Source organism: Granulicatella balaenopterae, assembly GCF_900111135.1.
Taxonomy (GTDB): domain Bacteria; phylum Bacillota; class Bacilli; order Lactobacillales; family Aerococcaceae; genus Granulicatella; species Granulicatella balaenopterae.
In genome coordinates, this window is sequence record NZ_FOGF01000004.1 from 1 (window position 1) to 2,212 (window position 2,212).

At 28.8% G+C, this 2,212-nt stretch carries 3 protein-coding genes; all 3 read left to right on the forward strand.

Annotated features, from left to right (window positions below):
* Positions 1 to 218: 218 nt before the first annotated feature.
* The gene (locus tag BMX09_RS01450) at positions 219 to 539 is read left to right on the forward strand and encodes a pilin (protein WP_089745922.1); all 321 of its coding nucleotides are present in this window, start codon (positions 219 to 221) and stop codon (positions 537 to 539) included.
* A gap of 15 nt (positions 540 to 554) precedes the next feature.
* Positions 555 to 1,616, forward strand: a complete 1,062-nt coding sequence (locus tag BMX09_RS01455; RefSeq protein ID WP_089745924.1) for a coiled-coil domain-containing protein — start codon at positions 555 to 557, stop codon at positions 1,614 to 1,616.
* Positions 1,617 to 1,664: 48 nt separating this feature from the next.
* On the forward strand, positions 1,665 to 2,212 hold a 548-nt coding region (locus tag BMX09_RS10005), incomplete at its 3' end, for a hypothetical protein (protein ID WP_177159485.1).

A 2,212-nucleotide genomic window follows, 5' to 3' on the forward strand; every position in this document is an offset into this window, starting at 1 on the left:
GAAATGTCTGAACGTGCTAATGCAGTATTAGAATTACAAGGAATTGATCCAGATACTTATTGGTATAAACAACAATTAGAAGTTGTTATGCAAGGAACAACTAATTTAGTAAAAACAAAAAAATTAACTAATAAATCACAACAAATTCAATAAATTTAATAAAACAATAAACCAACCTTTCGCCAATTTGGCGAAAACTTAATTAGGAGGAAATAAAAATGAAAAACTTATTATTAAAAATGATGATGACAACAAAAACATTTGGGTTAGTAACAGATGCAACTGATGGAGCTTTCGTAGAAAAAGTTATTAAAATTATTGACGGTATTACAGGCGATTTAGTATTAATTATTGCTGGTATTGCTGGGGGTGTTGCAACATTTTATCTAGCATATAACGGTATTAAAATTATGAGTGGACGTGAAGGAGCAACCGAAGGTAAAAAAGGTATTAAATATGCTTTAATTGGTTTAGTAATTGCCGTTTTAGCAGCTACAATTGTTACCGCTTTACGTTCACGTGTGGACGCATTCCATTAAAAAGGTGTGATATAAATGTTAGCTAATTTAAAAGTCAAGCATAAAAAATATAAAGATTTTAATTTAAAAAAAGTTTCAATACCTACTTTTTTACAGAAATTAAAAGAACTAGAACATAGTCTTGATGAAGATCAAACCATTAAAGTCGTGATTGAATTTTATAAAGCTAATGAAAAAAAACCTGAGTATAGTAATGCTGATTTTGTAATCGGTAATGGTAATGGTGATAAACCGTTTGAAGTAATTGAAAATGAACTAAAAAAATTATATCCAGAAGAATTTGATGGTGTAGAAGAATTTATTGCAGAATTAGTTACTTCAACGGAAGAACCAATTACAAAAAAAACTAAAAAATCTTTTAAACCAAAGCCTAAAAAAGAACCGTTTTTTAAGAAACATAAAAAAATGGTTCTTGGGCTAATATCTAGTTTAGTAATCATCCCAATTCTAATTGGAATAGGTTTTATGTTTATCAATACTCTAACACCACCGTATGAACAATTGATTGAAAATGGAAAATATATAAAAGCAATAGATATGTATCCAGATAAAAAAAAGGATATTGAAAATAAATTGTTTGAATTGAAATTTGATGGTATCGAAGAATATGAAGCATATTTTGAACATACACAATCACAATCAGCATTGTTTGATTTATCATATCTAAAACAAGATTATGAGAAAATAATTGAGTTAAAGGATTTAGCAACCAATGACATTAAAAAAACAGAATTGGCTGTAGCTTATGTAAAAACTGGCAATCCAGATGAAGCATACGCATTAAACCAACAATTACAATCTAAGGCATTAGAAAAATTGATAAAAGATAAATATATGGAACAAGGGTTTACTCAATTAAAACAATTAAATTTTGATGAAGCTAAACGAATTAATCAGATTATTCAGTTAGAAACATTAGCGTATGATATTAATTTATTAGAATCACTTACTAAAGAAAATAGTGAAATAGAAGAACAATTAAAGAAAACAGATTTAAAAGAAGATGAGAAGAAGAGTTTAGAACAAAAATTAGCAGATAATCAAAAACAAATTGATGATTATACAAAACAATCATAGAGTAACCTTTCGCCAATTTGGCGAAAGGTTATAAAGGAGGAAAAAGAAATGGCAAATAATAAAAAAATTTTTGTCGGATTAGGTTGTTGTGTATTATTAGGTTCTGTAGCTATATTAAGTAGCAAACATGCAGAAACAGATAATAATACAACTATCGTACAAAGTACGGTATCAGAAAAACAAGAACAAGAATCAAAGACACCTAGCAAAAAGACAGATAATGTTATTGAAACACAGGAAAAGAAAGAAGAAAAACAATCATCAAAAAAACCGCATAATCAAGCAACATGGGTAGAAGGAAATATGAATTCTAATTATTCAGCAATTACTACTTTAGATGATGTAGTAGCACTTGCAGAAACACCAACAAAACCTACTGATACATTAAATGATGTTGTTGCAATTGCGGAAAAACCTACTGTACCTAATCATGCTTTAGATGATGTAGTAGCGATTGTAGATAAACCAATTGCTCCTAACACAAATTTAGATGACGTTGTCGCAATAATAGACCCAGATAAACCTAATGTAGATATAGTTGACATTGTGCCGTCTAAACCATTACCACAACCAGATAAACCAATTATTCCAGACGT

Excerpts from the sequence above, each read along its gene's own strand:
- BMX09_RS01450 (WP_089745922.1), top strand. The coding sequence starts at position 219 with ATGAAAAACTTATTATTAAAAATGATGATGACAACAAAAACATTTGGG.
- BMX09_RS01455 (WP_089745924.1), top strand. The coding sequence starts at position 555 with ATGTTAGCTAATTTAAAAGTCAAGCATAAAAAATATAAAGATTTTAAT.